Here is a 15,520-nt window from a genome sequence, read left to right on the forward strand (position 1 = left end):
ATCATGGCCAACCTGAAAATCAAGAATCTGCAAAAAGGCTTCGAAGGCTTTTCCATCATCAAGGGCATTGACCTGGAAGTGAACGACAAGGAATTTGTGGTATTTGTCGGCCCGTCAGGTTGTGGCAAATCCACCCTGCTGCGCCTGATCGCCGGCCTGGAAGAAGTCAGCGACGGCACCATCGAACTCGATGGCCGCGACATCACCGAAGTCACCCCGGCCAAGCGTGACCTGGCCATGGTGTTCCAGACCTACGCGCTGTACCCGCATATGAGCGTGCGCAAGAACATGTCGTTTGCCCTGGACCTGGCCGGCGTCGACAAGAAACTGGTCGAGAGCAAAGTCAGCGAAGCGGCGCGCATCCTTGAGCTGGGGCCTTTGCTGGAGCGCAAGCCCAAGCAGCTCTCGGGTGGCCAGCGCCAGCGCGTGGCGATTGGCCGGGCGATTGTGCGCAACCCGAAGATCTTCCTGTTCGACGAACCGCTGTCCAACCTCGACGCGGCGCTGCGTGTGCAGATGCGCCTGGAACTGGCGCGCCTGCATAAAGAACTGCAAGCGACCATGATCTACGTAACCCACGACCAGGTCGAAGCCATGACCCTGGCCGACAAGGTGGTGGTGCTCAACAGCGGGCGCATCGAACAGGTCGGCTCGCCGCTGGAGCTGTACCACCAGCCGGCCAACCTGTTCGTGGCGGGCTTTCTCGGCACGCCGAAGATGGGCTTCCTCAAGGGCCAGGTCACCCGCGTCGACGGCCAAGGCTGCGAGGTGCAACTGGACGCCGGCACCCTGATCAGCCTGCCGTTGAGCGGCGCCACCCTGAGCGTGGGCAGCGCGGTGACCCTGGGCATTCGCCCGGAACATCTGGAAATCGCCACACCAGGGCAAACCACCCTGACCGTCACCGCCGACGTCGGCGAGCGCTTGGGCAGCGACACCTTCTGCCACGTCATCACCCGCAACGGTGAACCGTTGACCATGCGCATCCGTGGCGACATGGCCAGCCAGTACGGCGAGACGCTGCAGCTGCACTTGGACCCGGCGCATTGCCATCTGTTCGACACCGATGGCGTCGCCGTGGCCCGCCCACTGCGCGCTGCCGCCTGATTTCGCGAGTATTTCCCGATGAAATTGAATAAAGCCAACCTCACCCAACTGGCGCCCGAAGTGCAGGTACCGACCTACGCGCTTGCCGATACCCGCCAGGGCATCGCGCACATTGGCGTCGGCGGTTTCCACCGTGCGCACCAGGCGTTTTACACCGATGCCCTGATGAACACCGGCGAAGGCCTGGACTGGGGCATCTGCGGCGTCGGCCTGCGCAGTGAAGACCGCAAGGCCCGCGACGACCTGGCCGGCCAGGATTACCTGTTCACCCTGTATGAACTGGGCGACACCGACGACACGCAAGTGCGCGTGATCGGCTCGATCAGCGACATGCTGCTGGCCGAAGACGGCGCCCAGGCGCTGATCGATAAGCTCGCCAGCCCGCAGATCCGCATCGTCTCGCTGACCATCACCGAAGGCGGCTACTGCATCGATGACAGCAACGGCGAGTTCATGGCCCACCTGCCGCAGATCCAGCATGACCTGGCGCACCCGAGAGCGCCGAAAACCGTGTTCGGCTTTATCTGCGCCGCCCTCACCCAGCGCCGCGCCGCCGGCACGCCGGCCTTTACGGTGATGTCCTGCGATAACCTGCCCCACAACGGCGCCGTCACCCGCAAGGCCCTGCTGGCCTTCGCCGCCCTGCACGACGCCGGGCTGCATGACTGGATTGAGGCCAACGTGAGCTTCCCGAATGCCATGGTCGACCGCATCACGCCAATGACCAGCACCGCCCACCGCCTGCAACTGCACGACCAGCACGGCATCGACGATGCCTGGCCGGTGGTGTGCGAACCGTTTGTGCAGTGGGTGCTGGAAGACAAATTCGTCAACGGTCGCCCGGCCTGGGAAAAGGTCGGCGTGCAGTTCACCGATGACGTCACGCCTTACGAAGAAATGAAGATCGGCCTGCTCAACGGCAGCCACCTGGCTCTCACGTACCTGGGGTTCCTCAAGGGCTACCGGTTCGTTCACGAGACCATGAACGACCCCGTGTTCGTGGCGTATATGCGCGCCTACATGGACCTGGACGTCACGCCGAACCTGGCACCGGTGCCCGGTATCGACCTGACCGAATACAAGCAAACCCTGGTGGAGCGCTTTTCCAACCAGGCAATTGCCGACCAGTTGGAGCGCGTGTGCTCCGACGGTTCATCGAAGTTTCCCAAGTTCACCGTGCCGACCATCAACCGCCTGATTGCCGACGGCCGCGAGACTGAGCGTGCCGCCCTGGTGGTGGCGGCCTGGGCGCTGTACTTGAAAGGCGTGGATGAAAGTGGCGTGAGCTACAGCATCCCGGACCCGCGGGCAGCGTTCTGCCAGGACCTGGTGAGCGATGACACGCTGATCAGCCAGCGGTTGCTGGGGGTGGAAGAGATTTTTGGCACGGCTATTCCCAAGTCGACGGCGTTTGTGGCAGCGTTCGAGCGTTGCTATGCAAGCCTGCGTGACAAGGGCGTCACGGCCACGCTGCAAAACCTCCTGAACAAACCGGATTAAACATGTGGGAGCTGGCTTGCCTGCGATAGCGGTCCGGCAGTCACTGCAGGGTTGACTGGACCACCGCTATCGCAGGCAAGCCAGCTCCCACATCGACCGTATTTCCAACCCAATAATAATGCTGAGCACCCACCTCATGACCCAGCAAAACCTTTACCTCGGCATCGATTGCGGCACCCAGGGCACCAAGGCCATCGTCATCGATGCGTCCAGCGGCAAGGTGCTGGGCCTGGGCGCCGCCGCGCACAGCTTGATCAGCGGCGCCAATGGCCGTCGTGAACAACACACCCAGGAATGGCTCGACGCCTTCACCGCCGCCACCCACCGCGCCCTGCAACAGGCCGGCGTGGATGGCCAGGATATCCTCGGCATCGGCGTATCCGGCCAGCAACATGGCTTGGTGCTACTGGACGAACAAGGTGAAGTGTTGCGCCCGGCCAAGCTGTGGTGCGACACCGAAACCACGCCGGAGAACGACCGGCTGCTGCAGCATCTGGATGGCGAACGCGGCTCCCTGGAGCGCCTGGGCGTGGCCATCGCACCGGGCTACACCGTGTCCAAGCTGCTCTGGACCCGTGAACAGCACCCGGACGTCTTCGCGCGCATTGCCCATATCCTGCTGCCCCACGACTACCTCAACTACTGGCTCACCGGCCGCGCCTGCGCCGAGTACGGCGATGCGTCGGGCACCGGTTACTTCAACGTGCGCCGCCGCGAATGGGATGTGGCATTGCTCCAGCACATCGACCCCAGCGGCCGCCTGCAAGCCGCGTTGCCGACACTGATCGAAGCCGACCAAGCGGTGGGCACGATCCTGCCGGCCATCGCCGAGCGCCTGGGCATCAACCCCAACGCGGTGGTGTCCAGTGGCGGCGGCGACAATATGATGGGCGCCATTGGTACCGGCAATATCGCCCCCGGCGTGATCACCATGAGCCTGGGTTCATCGGGCACCGTGTATGCCTTTGCCGACCAGCCGAACGTTAGCCCCCAAGCCTCGGTGGCGACCTTCTGCTCCTCCAGCGGCGGTTGGCTGCCGCTGATCTGCACCATGAACCTGACCAACGCCACCGGGGTGATCCGCGAGCTGTTCGAACTGGACCTCGACGCCTTCAACGCCCTGGTCGAACAGGCGCCCATCGGCGCCGATGGGGTGAGCATGCTGCCGTTTCTCAACGGCGAGCGCGTGCCCGCCCTGCCCCACGCCACCGGCAGTTTGCAGGGCCTGACCATGACCAACCTGACCCGCGCCAACCTGTGCCGCGCGGTGGTCGAAGGCACCACCTTCGGCCTGCGTTATGGCCTCGACCTGCTGCGCCAGACCGGCCTGCAAAGCCAGAGCATCCGCCTGATCGGTGGCGGCTCGAAAAGCCCGCTGTGGCGGCAGATGGTCGCCGATATCATGCACACCGAAGTGGTGTGTACCGAACAGAGCGAGGCCGCCGCCCTGGGTGCGGCGATCCAGGCGGCGTGGTGCCAGAGCGGCGAATCGCTGGCCAGCCTGTGCGACAAATGCGTGAGCGTTGACCCTGCCAGCCGTACCTTACCCGTGGCCGCCAATGTCAGCGCCTATCAACAGGCGTATGAGCGTTATCAACAGCACGTAGCAACCCTTTAAGAGCGAGCAACTATGTATCTGGTGTGTGGTGAAGCGCTGTTTGATTTCTTCAGCGAGGAGGATGCCAGCGGGCAGGCCGCCAAGCTCAACTACAAGGCGATTGCCGGTGGCTCGCCGTTCAACGTGGCGGTGGGTTTGCGCCGCCTGGGGATCGAGTCGGCGTTCTTTGCCGGCTTGTCCACCGATTACCTCGGACGGCGCTTGCAGCAGGTACTGAAAGACGAAGGCATCAGCGAAGGCTTTCTGGTGGAGTTCGACGCGCCGACCACCTTGGCGATGGTCGCCGTGGGTGCCAACGGCTCGCCGCAGTACAGCTTTCGCGGCGAAGGCTGCGCCGATCGGCAATTGCAACTGACGCACCTGCCGCCCCTGGGCGATGAGATTCGCGGGCTGCACGTGGGCTCGTTTTCGTTGGTGGTACAACCCGTTGGCGACACGCTGCTGAACCTGGTCAAGCGTGAAAGCGGCAAGCGCCTGATCAGCCTCGACCCCAACGTGCGCCTTAACCCGCAGCCCGATATCCACCTGTGGCGCGCTCGCGTCGCAGAGCTGGTGCAACACGCCGACCTGATCAAGGTCAGCGACGAAGACCTGCACCTGCTCTACCCCGACCAAGCACCAGAAAGCGTGCTGCAAGGCTGGCTGCAACACCGTTGCCAATTGGTGTTCCTCACCCGTGGCGGCGACGGCGCGTCGGTATTCAGCCGTCAGCATGGCACCTGGTCGCAACCTGCGGTCAAGGTGGTGATGGCCGATACGGTGGGCGCTGGTGATACCTTCCAGGCGGCGTTGATTGCATGGCTGACGGAACAGCAGTTGGACTCAGTTGAAGGGCTGCAAAACCTGAGCCGCGAGCAGATCGACGCCATGCTGGGTTTCGCGATTCGGGCTGCCGCCCTGACCTGCGGCAAGACCGGCCCAGACCTGCCCTATCGTCACCAATTGGGTTGAGCCGAGCGGCCAAAAACTCAAAGTGCCATCACGCAGGCCACGTATTCCGTGGCCTGCGCGTCATGTACCAAAAAATTGCACTACTGAAAAACTGTGCTAAACCCAAAAACAGGAGCAGTTAATACAACAAACCTAGGACACACCCATGCAAAAGCCCAGTGGTTTCTCGACCCGGGCCGTTTTAGCTGTCGGCCTCATCTCATTGCAGTACATGACCCCTCAACCCTCCCACGCCGCCTGCGTTCTCACCCCGGGAACCGGTAACGATACCTATACGTGCGACAACGGCAGCAGTCCCGGCTTGACCGATCTTTCCGGGGATAACAGCCTGACGCTCTCCAAGGGCGGCACCATTGATGGCAACGTCACCTTTGGTGCTGGAATGGATAGGACGCAAATCCTCGACGGCGTGGTCACCGGCGTGGTGCAGCAAGGTCCCGGTATCGATGATTTCCTGATGAAAGGCGGACAGATCCAGGCTTTGTTCCAGGGCGATGGCCTCGACACCTTCGAAATGAGCGGCGGCACCATCGTCGACGCGTTTGAAGACGGCGATGTGGCCTACCAGAGCGGTGGCAGCATTGGCCGCGTCAATATGAAACTGGACAAGAATTTCTATTACATGTCCGGTGGCACCATCGTGAACAACCTGGTGACCGGCTTTGATATCGACACGATCGACATTTCCGGCGGTACCATCGGTGGCAATATCAGCACCAGCGGCGGTGATGACAGCATCACCGTCAGGGGCGGCGTGATCAATGGCGAGATTCGCGCCAGCGTCGGCAACGATACGTTCCAATGGCTGGGTGGCGGCCAGATCAACTCAGCGGTATTGATGGGTGATGGCGACGACACCGCCCTGCTGCAAGGCTTGAGTGAAAGCACACTGACCCACACACCCTCTATCGATGCTGGCCTGGGCAACGATCAACTGACCTTCGATACTACGACGTCCAGCACCGCCAGCCGCTACGTTGGCTGGGAGACCGTCAACCTCACCAACAAATCGCGCCTGGACTTGGTCGGGAACTTTTTCTTCGGTGACAGTGACAGTAAAACCGGCATATTCAACATCGACGGCAGCAGTACCCTGGCCGTGACCCAAGGCAGCATCCGCCCCTACACCGCCGGGCAACGCGTGACGTTCAATAACGCCGGCACGGTCGACATGACCGCTGACAACAGCGCGACCAGCGTGTTGACGGTGCATGGCAACTACGTAGGCAACAACGGCCAGTTGCATCTGCAAACCGTACTCGGCGATGAAAACTCTGCCACCGACAAACTGGTGGTGACCGACGGCAGCATCAGCGGCCACACGCAATTGGCCGTCAGCAACCTCGGCGGTATCGGTGGGCTTACCCGCAATGACGGAATCGAGGTGGTCCAGGCGCTTAACGGTGCGGTCAGCAGCCCCGATGCGTTCGCTTTGAACGGCACGGTATCCGCGGGGGCCTATCAGTACTTCCTATTCCACGGCGGCACCACCGCGGGCAAGGAACACAACTGGTACCTGCGATCCTCGGTGGTCGCGGTGCAACCGCCAGCCGTGGTGACGCCGACGCCGCCGGTGACGCCCGCTGTGCCCGTAGCGCCCATTCCGGCAAATCCGCCAGTAGTCGACCCGGACGAGCCGCCTGTCGAACCCCCGACCGCGCAACCGGTAGCACCGGTCGAGCCCCCTGCGCCAGCACCCAACCAGGTTGCGGCGGCCCACTCACCGCAGTCCGCGGCGAGCAACCCGCCATTGCCGACCGCTATCCCCGGTGCCAAGCCGATTCCGTTGTATCGCCCGGAAGTGCCGATCTATTCAGTGGACATCCCGGCAGCGCAGGTCATGACGCTGCAAGCCCTCGGCACCTTTCATGAACGCCAGGGCGAACAAAGCCTACTGACCGAGACCGGTGCAGTGCCAGCAGGTTGGGGCCGCGCCTACGGCAGTGACTTCAACAAGAGCTGGTCGGGCACGGTGGCGCCCAGTTTCGACGGCACGTCCAGGGGCTATCAAGTGGGTCATGATCTCTACGCCGCCCAAACCAGTGGCGGGCAGACGCAACGCTTTGGTCTGTTTATCGGCCAGAGTCGCCTGCGCGGCGACGTCAAAGGGTTTGCGCTGGGCTGGCAAAACCATCGTTCCGGGCGAGTCAAACTCGACGGCGACAATGTCGGCGCCTACTGGACCCTCACCGATCCCACGGGCTGGTACGTCGACCTGGTTGCCATGGGCACGCGCCTGGACGGCGACAACAAGTCCGACCGAGGCGTGAAGATGGGCACCAAGGGCCACGCCCTGGCGTTATCCGCCGAGGCCGGCTACCCGATCACGCTGTCCGAGCATTGGGTCGTGGAGCCACAGGCGCAGGTGATCGGCCAGAAGATCGACCTGGATAGCCAGCACGATGGTATTTCCAAAGTCTCGTTTGACTCTCAGGAGTACTGGACCGGCCGCCTCGGCGCACGCCTCAAGGGCCGCTATCTGGTCAGCAACACACCGGTGGAGCCGTACCTGCGAGCCAATGTCTGGCACACCTTCGGCGGTAGCGACACGGTGACGTACGACGAGGTCGACCGGATCAAAAGCGATCACAAGTCATCCACGGCAGATATTGGCGTGGGTGCTGTGGCCCAATTGTCATCCGCGGTCAGCGCCTATGTGGAGGGCAAATATGGAACCGGGCTGGACGACAATAATTTTGAGGGCGCCAGCGGTAGTATCGGCGTGAGAGTGAGCTGGTAAAGCTGAAGTCTTGTCAGCGTTGGGCCTGGCACATACCAGGCCCACGGTCTCAATTGACCCTCAAGCGATCAACTAGTGATAACCGCGCCCGCCTGCTCGTTGCAGGACCGGTGCGTGGTGGTGCCTGAGGTCCTCACGCAACCCGGTGATCAGGTTGCAAATGGCTCGACTGCTGTCGAGTTTGTCAGCGTTTATACCTTTGACTTCCAAATCCACCCGGTCACGGTCGCGCTCGTCGTAGACCCTGATCGTCAACGACGCATCCTGGGCTTTGGTGCACTCGCACCGTTTAGGCAGGAAACTTCCTTCAATAATGCTGCGAAGCTCTAGTTCTGAAAGCATGGCTAACCTCTCCTTTTTTGAGACTGCCAACATGTATATGTAACCGACAGGCACTTGCCTGCCACGTCTTGCCAACCTTGGAAGACGCTTTCAATCAATAAGCCTACTCGGCAAAAACCGCTGTGGTTGTAACCTTTCCTCATAAGCAAGCCGCTTGCTCATAGTAAACAAAACGCTCTTTTTGGCATCATCGTCGAACTACATCGATTAAACGTTTAACCCGCAGCGTGGGTGACAGGCGTTTATGTGGAAATCCGTTTTTCGGCAACATATCGCAACCAATCAGCCCACCACCGTTCAGCCGACGGAGGTTTGCGATAAACATACGAAACATATACGATTCGTATATCAATTAAACACAGTGAACCTCATGGGCATCGTCAAGATTACCGATCAACTGCACGAACAACTGCGCCTGGCCAGCGCCGCCATGGACCGCTCCATCAACGCCCAGGCCGAGTTCTGGATCAAGATCGGCCTGCTCGCCGAACTCAACCCGCACCTGCCTTACAACGAGCTGATCAACAAGCTGTTGCTGGATAAACCCGATCTGATCCGGGGGCGCAACTGATGATCAAGACTCCCGCACAACTGGCCGTGATGCGTGAAGCCGGGCGCCTGTTGGCGCAAGTCTTCGACATGCTTGACGGCTTCGTCGCCGCCGGCCGCTCTACCCTGGAACTGGACAGCGCCGTCGAAGCCTTCATCCGCAATGACCTCAAGGCCCGCCCTGCCAGCCTGGGGCAGTACGACTACCCCTTCTGCATCAACACCTCGATCAACGAGGTGGTGTGCCACGGCATGCCCAGCGCCAAGCAGTTTCTCAAGGACGGCGACATCATCAACATCGACATCACCCTGGAAAAAGGCGGCTTCATCGCCGACTCCAGCAAGATGTACATGATCGGCAACGTGACGCCCAAGGCCAGGCGTCTGGTGGACATGACCTTTGAGGCGATGTGGGCCGGTATCCGCCAGGTCAAGCCCGGCGCGCGCCTGGGCGATATCGGCCATGCGATCCAGAGCCACGCGCAAGCCAACGGCTACAGCGTGGTGCGCGAATACTGCGGCCATGGCATCGGCCGGCAAATGCACGAAGAACCGCAAATCCTGCACTTCGGCCGACCTGGCACCGGCCTGGAACTGCGCCAAGGCATGGTGTTTACCATCGAACCGATGCTTAACCAGGGCAGCGCCAAAACTCGCAGCCTGAAAGACGGCTGGACGGTGGTGACCAAGGACAACAGCCTCTCGGCGCAATGGGAACATACCGTGGCGGTGACGGCGGATGGGTTTGAAGTGCTGACCTTGCAAACCCCTCAAACCCTTCACACCCCTCAAACCCTGTAGGAGCGAGCTTGCTCGCGAAGGCCTCAGGGACCGCGCGTTAAACCAGGCTACCCACCTTTTCGTTCACGTTTTTCGCGAGCGAGCTCGCTCCTACAGTGGCCTTGGCTTCGAGCTCGCGCACCAGCGGCAATACACGCTGGCCGAAATACTCCACTTCTTCCTGGAAGTGCAGAAAGCCTGCAAGCACCAAGTCCACCCCCACGGCCTTGAGTGCGACGATGCGCTCGGCGATCTGCTGCGGTGTGCCGATCAGGTTGGTCTTGAAGCCATCGTTGTATTGCACCAGGTCCTCAAAGCTGGACTTGGCCCAGTTGCCCTCGCCCTCCGGCGACGCCTTGCCTGCTTGCCTGGCCGCGTCACCAAAGGCATTGACCGCCTCCGGGTCGGCTTGGTCGATGATCTGCGCCAGCACCGCCCGCGCCTCCTCCTCCGTGTCGCGGGCGATCACAAAGGCGTTCACCCCCACCTTCACCGAGTGGTGGTTGGCAGCGGCCTTGGCGCGGATATCATCGACCTGGGCCTTGACGCCTTCGGGCGTGTTGCCGTTGGTGAAATACCAATCCGACACCCGCGCCGCCATATCCCGCGCCGCCCGCGAACTGCCGCCCTGGAAAATCTCCGGCTGGCCCAGGGGCTTGGGCTTGAGGGTGTAACGGTTGAAGCGATAGAAATCGCCCTTGAAGGTAAAATCGTCCTGGGTCCAGATGCCTTTGAGGGCACGAATAAACTCTTCGGAACGCCGATAGCGCTCATCATGCTCCAGCCAATGCTCGCCAATGGCCTGGAACTCGCCCTTGAACCAGCCACTGACGATATTCACCGCAATACGGCCATTGGTGAGTTGGTCGATAGTCGCCAATTGCTTGGCCGCCAACGCCGGTTGCCACGGCCCGGGCAGAATCGCCGCGATGACCTTGAGGGTGGTGGTTGCCGCGAGCAACGCATGACTGAACGCCACGGACTCATGCTGGTTCTCGGCACCATAGCCTGCGGTAAAGCGAATCTGCGTCAAGCCATACTCAAAGCCCGCCGCCTCCGCCAGCTGCGCCAGCTTGCGGTTGTACTCGATGCCCCAGTGGGTGCGCTGTTCAATCTTACTGACGACCAACCCACCGCTGACGTTGGGTACCCAATAGGCAAATTTCACGGCTTGCTGACTCATCGGACGGTACCTCGCACAAGGGATGTACAAGGGCTTAGGCAGCAAGCGTGCCAGGCACAGGCAAATGCCGACAACCTGGGGGTTACAGGGCAAAAAGGATGATTGAAGCGTTGGTTCGCCAATGTCTGGGATCGCAGCGATTTGTGGATCTGCTGTTGCTGGAGCAACAGTGGCGACCGGCGCCAAGCGTACCCACGATGCGAAGCGAGCCGCTCTTGATCTTGATCTGCTTTTGATCTCAGGCGCCCCGTCAAACCACGCTGGCCGGAATTCGACAGGGATTTGGGGGGTAAACCGGCAGGGATGCCGGTTTAGCCGCCCCGCGCCATGGATGGCGCGTGGCGGCGCCCCCCCAAATCACTGGCGGATTACGGGCACACCGAGCCTAAGCGAGGTGCCGAGTGGTGGGGCAAGAGCGTTTTGCTTACTTTTGCGCTTTTCAAAAGTGAGCCGCCGTCAGGGCGGAACCCTAAGTGGCCGTTACCGCAGCAATGGATATGTACCCAATCCAACTGTGTCGCCTGTCAGGCCGCCTTCGCGAGCAAGCCCGCTCCCACAGTTGGATCACGGGGTGCCAGGTAGATAGGCGTCGGCTGGCAGGCCGTCATCGCAGGCAAGCCAGCTCCCACAGTTGGATCGCGGGGTGTCAAGCAGAGCACTCAGAACGCCAACTTGTACCCCACCGCCATCAACATCACCGCCAGGCACGGCCGCAATACCCCATCGGGAATCTTACCCGTCATATGGCTACCCACATAGATCCCCGGCAACGACCCCATCAGCAAAAACCCCAGCAAATGCCAATCCATATTCCCCATGCTGGCATGGCCCAGCCCCGCCACCAAGGTCAGCGGCACCGCATGGGCAATCTCAGTGCCAACCAGGCGCCGCGTGGCCAGGAACGGGTACAGGATAAACAGCGCCACCGTGCCCAGAGCGCCAGCGCCGATCGAGGTCAGCGCCACCATGGTGCCGAGGATCGCACCTGTCACGACAGTGAGCACATTCAGATTGCGCGGGCGCAGATGATAGGAATCGCCAGCATGACGTTGGGCAAAAGCCAACAAGCTTTTCTTGAACAAAATCGCCAGGGCCGTCAGCAGCAATACCACGCCAAGGGCCTGCTTGATCACCGCATTCATCGCACTGGGGTCGGTGTGCAAGCTGGCCAGGAACCATAACGTCAGCAACACCGCCGGCACGCTGCCCAGGGTGAGCCAACCAGTGATGGTCCAGTCGATATTCTTGTTCTTGCTGTGCACCAGCACACCACCGGACTTGGTGATCGCGGCGTACAGCAGGTCAGTGCCCACCGCAGTGGCTGGGTTGATGCCAAACCACAGCAGGATCGGGGTCATCAGCGAACCGCCGCCCACCCCCGTCATGCCCACGATAAAACCCACGATCAGGCCGGCAACCACGAAACCAATATTACCTACATCCATTCCAGCTACCCGCGGCCTTATAAATTTCTGGCCGCAGGATAGCGATTTTTCTTATAACCACTTATACCGATGCGATCTGAGTTTATGCTTTTTTGGAAATCTTCACTTTTTTTGCAAAGCACTGCATCCAATGGGCGGGGCTGGGCCGTAGTCATCAACGTAACCCTGCTGTTCTACCCAATGGAGAAACACCATGAACGCTAAAACACTGCTGTGCTTGACCGGCCTGCTCATCGCCGCGCCATCGGCGTTTGCCCAGGCGGGCCTGCCGGACAGCATCAAGGTGCCGGATGGCCACAAGCTGGCGATGCAAACCACCGGGGTCGGCGAAATCACCTATGAATGCCGCGACAAGGCCAACGCTGCCGGCCAGACCGAGTGGACCTTCGTCGGCCCCAAAGCCGTGTTGAACGACCGTAACGGCCAGCAGGTCGGCACCTACTTCGGCCCACCCGCCACCTGGCAGGCCAAGGACGGCTCGACCATCACCGGCACGCAATTGGCCGTGGCGCCGTCAAGCCCGGGTAACCTGCCTTATCAACTGGTCAAGGCCAACCCGGCCGAGGGCAAAGGTGCGATGAGCGGCGTGACGTATATCCAGCGGGTTGCGCTCAAAGGCGGGGTCGCTCCCGCTACGCCCTGCACCACGGCGAACAAAGGCGCCAAGGAAGTGGTGAAATACCAGGCGGATTACCTCTTCTGGGCCGCCAACTGAGCAAACTCAGCTACGCTGGCCAGGTAGGCGCGAGCAACCTTGCGCCTACCACGCGTAGACGTCTCCTCAGTGGCAGGAATTCTGGTTTGGCTGAAATCATCTTTGATTATGAAGTGTGCCTGTTAGCCTGCGCCCGCGGCGATCAACGCGCCCTGCACCAGCTCTATGAGCAGGACAGCAGCCGCTTGCTCGGTGTGGCCCTGCGCATTACCCGCAACAAGGCCCTGGCCGAGGACATTGTGCATGACGCCTTTATCAAGATCTGGCACGGCGCGCGCAGTTTCGACCCCCTGCGAGGCTCCGCACGCGGTTGGGTGTTCAGCGTGACTCGCCACCTGGCCCTGGACGTTGTACGCAGCGCCGGGCGTGACGTGCCACTGGACGATCAGTACGAACCGCTGGCAGAGCCTGCCCAGGCCATCGAGTTTGCCGCACGCTCCGGGCAGATCCACCAATGCCTGGAACGGCTCGACCCGACGCGACGCACCTGCATCCTGCACGCCTATGTGGACGGTTACTCCCACAGTGAAATCGCGCAAAAACTCAGTACCCCGCTGGGCACGGTCAAAGCCTGGATCAAACGCAGCCTCGCCGCCTTGCGCGAGTGCATGGCATGAACGACAGCCTGGATGAACTGGCCAGCGAATACGTGCTGGGGACCCTGCCCGCCGAACAGCGCGCTGAGGTTCAACAACGCCTGGCCCATGATGCGCCGCTGCGCGCAGCGGTGGATGCCTGGGAGCAACGCTTGTTGCCTCTGGTGGCGCTGGCGCAACCGGTACCGCCTTCGGCACAGCTGTGGCGGCGCATTGAACGCCGCATCAAAGCCCCCGAAACGAGCGTGCCGTGGTGGAACCTGCTGGCGTTCTGGCGCGGGCTTTCCGCTGCCGGGCTGATGGCAAGCGTGGTGCTGGCGGCTTTATTACTGACGCGCCCGCCCCTGCCCGCACCCAGCTTCGTGGTGGTGCTGATGGCGCCACAAAGCCAGGCACCGGGCTGGGTGGTGCAGGCCAGTGATAATCAGCAGATCCAGTTGATCCCACTGGGGGTGATGGAGATCCCTGCTGACAAAGCCCTGGAGTTCTGGACCAAGGGCGATGGCTGGCAGGGTCCCGTCTCCCTGGGCCTGGTCAAACCTGGGCAAACCTTGTCGATACCCCTGGACAAGCTGCCGCCGCTGGCGCCGAACCAGTTGTTTGAACTGACGCTGGAAGGGCCCAATGGCTCGCCTACCGGCAAACCCACCGGGCCGATTCACGGGATTGGCCGCGCAGTCAAAGTGCTTTGATCACGAAAGGTTAGGCAGCCACACACGAAACCGCGCCCCGCCCAGGGGCGACGCCAGGGCCGTCAAGGTGCCGCCCTGGGCCTCCAGGGCGCGCCGGCTGATCGCCAGGCCCAGGCCAAAGCCGCCGGTTGCGCGGTCGCGGCTGCGGTCCAGACGGTAGAACGGCTCGAAGATGCGCTCGCGCTGGTCCGCCGGTATGCCAATGCCATCGTCGTCCACCCAGATTTCACAGCCTTTGGGGCATACACGCACGCCCACCTGGATGCGCTTGTCGCAGTAGCGCGTCGCGTTGCGCAGCAGGTTCTGCAAGGCTCGGGCGGTAAGGCGCGGGTCAAGGCTGAAGCGCTCCACGGCGCAATCGAGCACCACATCGATGACGATGTCGGGGTTCTCCAGCTCATCGTCGACGCTGCCCAACACGCTGTCGATAAACTCATCGAGCGCCACCTCTACCCGCTCCGGCAACTGCGCCGGGTTTTGCAGGCGGCTGTAAGACAGCAATTCCAGCACCAGCTCATCCAGCTCCCGAATATGCGCCACCAGGCTTTGCAAGCGCTCGCGGCTGGCTGCGGGCATGTCTTCGGAAAGCGCCAGGGCCAGGCCGAAATCCAGGCGGGTGAGCGGTGTGCGCAGTTCATGAGAGACCGCATTGAGCAAGTCGCGCTGCTGGTTCAAGAGACGTTCGATATCGTCGGCCATGGTGTCGAACACCGCCGCCAGGCCGCCGATGCTGGAGCTGGGTGCGAGCCCCGTACGCGCCTCCAGATGGCCCTTGCCCAATAGCGCGGCGGTACTTTTCAAACGCTCCAGGTCACGCCAATGCGGACGCAGCCACACCAGCAAACACGCCAGCAAGGCGGCGCCGACCAGCACGTTCATCGACCAGTACAGCAGGTTCATGTCCAGCGGGTCTGGAGGCACGGTCAACTTGACTGCGAACTGCTGGTTGATCGGCGAACTGATTTCTTCCATCCAGCCCCATTCGCCCAGGCGGATCACTGGCTTGCCTTGCTCCAGTAGCTGTTCTTCCTCGGGGGTGTAGCGGGCATCCTGACGCAGCAACAATTGCACCTTCAGCGGTGCAAAATCGTGGCTCAATTGGTCGGTCACCTGGGACCAGCGCTCCACCGGCGCCCGCTGGTACTGCTTGACCATGAGCTTTTGCAGGCCACGGGACTGTTCGATGTTGTAGTCCATGTAACGGTGTTCGAACAGCTGGATCACCAGCTTGGGAATCAGGTAAATCGCCGCACTGTAAGTGACGATGGTGATCAGGTAGAGGCGCAGCAGTACGCGAAACAT

14 protein-coding genes are annotated in these 15,520 nt (G+C 61.5%); 10 read left to right on the forward strand and 4 right to left on the reverse strand.

The genetic code is table 11. The features are described from left to right. The first annotated feature begins 3 nt into the window (after positions 1 to 3). The 5 genes from CRN80_RS24745 (at position 4) to CRN80_RS24765 (ending at position 7,916) form a co-directional block, all read left to right on the forward strand. The gene (locus CRN80_RS24745) at positions 4 to 1,107 is read left to right on the forward strand and encodes an ABC transporter ATP-binding protein (RefSeq protein WP_098951660.1); all 1,104 of its coding nucleotides are present in this window, start codon (positions 4 to 6) and stop codon (positions 1,105 to 1,107) included. An 18-nt stretch (positions 1,108 to 1,125) separates the two neighbouring features. Further along, complete coding sequence (locus CRN80_RS24750; protein WP_098951662.1) at positions 1,126 to 2,607, forward strand: mannitol dehydrogenase family protein; 1,482 nt, start codon at positions 1,126 to 1,128, stop codon at positions 2,605 to 2,607. A gap of 136 nt (positions 2,608 to 2,743) precedes the next feature. Then, complete coding sequence (gene xylB, locus CRN80_RS24755; RefSeq protein ID WP_098951664.1) at positions 2,744 to 4,225, forward strand: xylulokinase; 1,482 nt, start codon at positions 2,744 to 2,746, stop codon at positions 4,223 to 4,225. Between the two features lie 12 nt (positions 4,226 to 4,237). After that, complete coding sequence (locus CRN80_RS24760; protein ID WP_098951666.1) at positions 4,238 to 5,176, forward strand: carbohydrate kinase; 939 nt, start codon at positions 4,238 to 4,240, stop codon at positions 5,174 to 5,176. 145 nt (positions 5,177 to 5,321) lie between these two features. Continuing rightward, positions 5,322 to 7,916 carry an autotransporter outer membrane beta-barrel domain-containing protein gene (locus tag CRN80_RS24765; RefSeq protein WP_098951667.1) on the forward strand — a complete coding sequence of 865 codons (2,595 nt, stop codon included), beginning with the start codon at positions 5,322 to 5,324 and terminating at the stop codon, positions 7,914 to 7,916. Between the two features lie 72 nt (positions 7,917 to 7,988). Here CRN80_RS24765 and CRN80_RS24770 read toward each other — a convergent pair whose 3' ends face one another. Further along, positions 7,989 to 8,258: a DUF1652 domain-containing protein gene (locus CRN80_RS24770; RefSeq protein WP_098951669.1), complete on the reverse strand. Its 270-nt coding sequence runs from the start codon at positions 8,256 to 8,258 to the stop codon at positions 7,989 to 7,991. Positions 8,259 to 8,628: 370 nt separating this feature from the next. On the opposite strand from CRN80_RS24770, the gene CRN80_RS24775 reads away from it, so the two are divergent. Both CRN80_RS24775 and map read left to right on the forward strand, forming a co-directional pair. Continuing rightward, a complete protein-coding gene (locus CRN80_RS24775) occupies positions 8,629 to 8,829 on the forward strand; it encodes a ParD-like family protein (protein WP_043051061.1) in 201 nt (66 codons plus the stop codon). Continuing rightward, the gene (gene map / locus CRN80_RS24780; protein WP_098951671.1) at positions 8,829 to 9,608 is read left to right on the forward strand and encodes a type I methionyl aminopeptidase; all 780 of its coding nucleotides are present in this window, start codon (positions 8,829 to 8,831) and stop codon (positions 9,606 to 9,608) included. Before CRN80_RS24775 ends, map begins: the two co-directional genes overlap by 1 nt. 37 nt (positions 9,609 to 9,645) lie before the next feature. Here map and sfnG read toward each other — a convergent pair whose 3' ends face one another. Both sfnG and CRN80_RS24795 read right to left on the reverse strand, forming a co-directional pair. Continuing rightward, on the reverse strand, positions 9,646 to 10,770 hold the full coding sequence (gene sfnG, locus CRN80_RS24785; protein ID WP_098951673.1) for a dimethylsulfone monooxygenase SfnG: 1,125 nt from the start codon (positions 10,768 to 10,770) through the stop codon (positions 9,646 to 9,648). Positions 10,771 to 11,429: 659 nt separating this feature from the next. Next, a complete protein-coding gene (locus CRN80_RS24795) occupies positions 11,430 to 12,215 on the reverse strand; it encodes a sulfite exporter TauE/SafE family protein (RefSeq protein WP_003190943.1) in 786 nt (261 codons plus the stop codon). Positions 12,216 to 12,408: 193 nt separating this feature from the next. Here CRN80_RS24795 and CRN80_RS24800 point away from each other — a divergent pair, with 193 nt between their 5' ends. From CRN80_RS24800 to CRN80_RS24810, 3 genes are all read left to right on the forward strand, one after another. Then, complete coding sequence (locus tag CRN80_RS24800; protein ID WP_003190941.1) at positions 12,409 to 12,930, forward strand: DUF3455 domain-containing protein; 522 nt, start codon at positions 12,409 to 12,411, stop codon at positions 12,928 to 12,930. A gap of 86 nt (positions 12,931 to 13,016) precedes the next feature. After that, on the forward strand, positions 13,017 to 13,547 hold the full coding sequence (locus CRN80_RS24805) for a sigma-70 family RNA polymerase sigma factor (RefSeq protein WP_003190939.1): 531 nt from the start codon (positions 13,017 to 13,019) through the stop codon (positions 13,545 to 13,547). Further along, a complete protein-coding gene (locus tag CRN80_RS24810; protein ID WP_098951676.1) occupies positions 13,544 to 14,218 on the forward strand; it encodes an anti-sigma factor domain-containing protein in 675 nt (224 codons plus the stop codon). The genes CRN80_RS24805 and CRN80_RS24810 overlap by 4 nt, the downstream gene beginning before the upstream one ends. On the opposite strand, the gene CRN80_RS24815 is transcribed toward CRN80_RS24810, so the two are convergent. Next, on the reverse strand, positions 14,219 to 15,520 hold the full coding sequence (locus CRN80_RS24815; RefSeq protein WP_047710734.1) for an ATP-binding protein: 1,302 nt from the start codon (positions 15,518 to 15,520) through the stop codon (positions 14,219 to 14,221).

This window comes from Pseudomonas sp. FDAARGOS_380 (genome assembly GCF_002591235.1).
In the GTDB taxonomy this organism is placed as follows: domain Bacteria; phylum Pseudomonadota; class Gammaproteobacteria; order Pseudomonadales; family Pseudomonadaceae; genus Aquipseudomonas; species Aquipseudomonas salmasensis.